The organism is Micromonospora sp. NPDC051296 (assembly GCF_040682255.1).
Taxonomy (GTDB): Bacteria; Actinomycetota; Actinomycetes; order Mycobacteriales; family Micromonosporaceae; genus Micromonospora; species Micromonospora craterilacus.
The window spans coordinates 1-2,619 of record NZ_JBFBAO010000573.1; the positions used below are offsets into that span (position 1 = coordinate 1).

General features: G+C 69.5%; 1 protein-coding gene. It reads left to right on the top strand.

What is annotated here, in order from left to right; translation table 11 throughout:
* The first annotated feature begins 306 nt into the window (after nt 1-306).
* Nucleotides 307-2,526 carry a discoidin domain-containing protein gene (locus AB0M52_RS33030; protein ID WP_363961772.1) on the top strand — a complete coding sequence of 740 codons (2,220 nt, stop codon included), beginning with the start codon at nt 307-309 and terminating at the stop codon, nt 2,524-2,526.
* Nucleotides 2,527-2,619: the final 93 nt, after the last annotated feature.

Sequence of the window (2,619 nt, forward strand, 5' to 3'; positions counted from 1 at the left end):
ATGGTCGCCGCCCTGGGCGGGTCGGTTGCTCACCGTCATGGTCGATCGTCCTCGGACCGCGCCGCCCCAGCCCAGCCCGGGCCTGCGGCGTGCCACATGACCACATCAAGGGGGAAAGCGACTTTTTGGATAAATAACAAAGTTATAGATCGATGTCTTGACGGCGCTGCAACGTCACCGCAACACTCTCGGGCAAGCGCTCCGGCAACCGCGATGCCATCCCGGCGGCACCGCACGACACCGTGAGCATGTCCCGAAACCCCGTCGCGCCCGACGTCAGCAGCCCTCGACCGACAGGCAGACGTCATGACACCTCCCGTACCCCCACCCACGCCACGCCGGCGACCCACCACCCGGCGCCTGCTCGCCGGGCTCGCGGTGACCCTAGTCGCCGCCCTCCTCCCGACCGTCGGCGCGGCGCCGGCGCAGGCCGCACCGACCCTGCTGTCCCAGGGCAAGCCGGCCACCGCCTCCTCCACCGAGGGCGGCGCCTTCCCCGCCTCGGCGGCCGTCGACGGGAACACCGGCACCCGCTGGTCGAGCGCGTTCAGCGACCCGCAGTGGCTCCGCGTCGACCTCGGCACCCGAGCCACCCTGACCCAGGTCACCCTGGTCTGGGAGGCGGCCTACGCCCGCGCCTTCCAGATCCAGGTCTCCGACGACGGAAATGCCTGGACCACCGTCCACAGCACCACCAACGGCACCGGCGGCACCCAGACGGCGACCGTCAGCGGCGCCGGCCGCTACGTACGGATGTACGGCACCCAGCGGGCCACCGGGTACGGCTACTCGCTGTGGGAGTTCCAGGTCTGGGGCGAGACCGGCGGCGGTGGACCGGGCGACCCGGTCGAGCCGACCGACCCACGCAACCCGAACTTCGGCCCGAACACGTACGTCTTCGACCCGTCCACCCCGACCGCCACCATCCAGAGCCGGCTGAACACCATCTTCAGCCAGCAGGAGACCAACCAGTTCGGCCCGCAGCGCTACGCGGTGCTGTTCAAGCCGGGCAACTACACCGCCGACGTCAACCTCGGCTTCTTCACCCAGGTCGCCGGCCTCGGCATGTCCCCCGACGACGTCAACCTCAACGGGCACGTCCGGGTCGAGGCGTTCTGGTTCGGCGGCAACGCCACCCAGAACTTCTGGCGGGCCGCCGAGAACCTGTCGGTGACCCTGCCCGCCGGGGTACAGGTGGAGCGGTGGGCGGTGTCGCAGGCCGCGCCGTACCGCCGGATGCACCTACGCGGCGCGCAGAACCAGATCCAGCTCTGGAACGGCGGCGACGGCTGGTCCAGCGGCGGCCTGATGGCCGACACCCGCATCGACGGCCTGGTGGTCTCGGGGTCGCAGCAGCAGTGGTACTCGCGCAACAGCGAGTTCGGCAACGGCTGGACCGGTTCGGTGTGGAACATGGTGTTCCAGGGGGTGGCCGGCGCCCCGGCACCGCACTTCCCCAACCCGTCGCACACCGTCATCCCGACCACCCCGGTCGTGCGGGAGAAGCCGTTCCTCTACGTCGACGGCACCGGCGAGTACCGGGTCTTCGTGCCGGCGCTGCGCGCCAACTCCACCGGCACCAGCTGGTACAACAAGACCCCGGCCGGCTCGTCCATCTCGCTGGCCGACTTCTTCATCGTCCGGCCGGGCACCACGGCGGCCACCATCAACAACGCCCTAGCCCAGGGCAAGAACCTGCTGTTCACCCCCGGCGTGCACCGCATCACCGAGCCGATCCAGGTCAACCGCGCCAACACGGTGATCCTCGGCCTCGGCCTGGCCACCATCCAGGCCGACAACGGCACGGTGGCGATGCGGGTCGCCGACGTGGACGGGGTCAAGGTCGCCGGCATCATGTTCGAGGCCGGCACCACCAACTCGCCGGTGCTGATGGAGGTCGGCCCGACCGGCTCCGCGGCCAGCCACGCCACCAACCCGACCTCGTTGCACGACGTCTTCTTCCGCATCGGCGGACCGGGCGTCGGCCGGGCCACCACCAGCCTGGTGGTCAACAGCCGCAACGTCATCGGCGACCACATGTGGCTGTGGCGCGCCGACCACGGCGACGGCATCGGGTGGTCGCTCAACACCGCGGACACCGGGCTGATCGTCAACGGCGACGACGTGACCATGTACGGCCTGTTCGTCGAGCACTACCAGAAGTACCAGACCATCTGGAACGGCAACGGCGGGCGGACGTACTTCTACCAGAACGAAATGCCGTACGACCCGCCGAACCAGGCCGCCTGGATGAACGGCTCGACCCGGGGGTACGCCGCGTACAAGGTGGCCGACTCGGTGACCAGCCACCAGGCGTGGGGGCTCGGCAGCTACTGCTACTTCAACGTCAACCCGTCGGTGGTGGCCGAGCGGGCGTACGAGGTGCCGAACAACCCGAACGTGCGGTTCACCAACATGGTGACGGTCTCCCTCGGTGGCGTCGGCACCATCAACCGGATGATCAACGGCACCGGTAACACCGTCAACACCGCCAACCAGGTGGCGTACCTACCCAACTACCCGTAGGCCGGATCGCGGCCCCGGCCCGGCCGGCAACGGTGCGGGCGACCCGTTCGAGGCCCTCGACGACGTCGGGCTGGAGCCAGTGCTGGGGCAGAC

What these genes read in the sequence shown, in the direction of transcription:
- AB0M52_RS33030 (WP_363961772.1), top strand. Translation starts at nt 307, where the DNA reads ATGACACCTCCCGTACCCCCACCCACGCCACGCCGGCGACCCACCACC.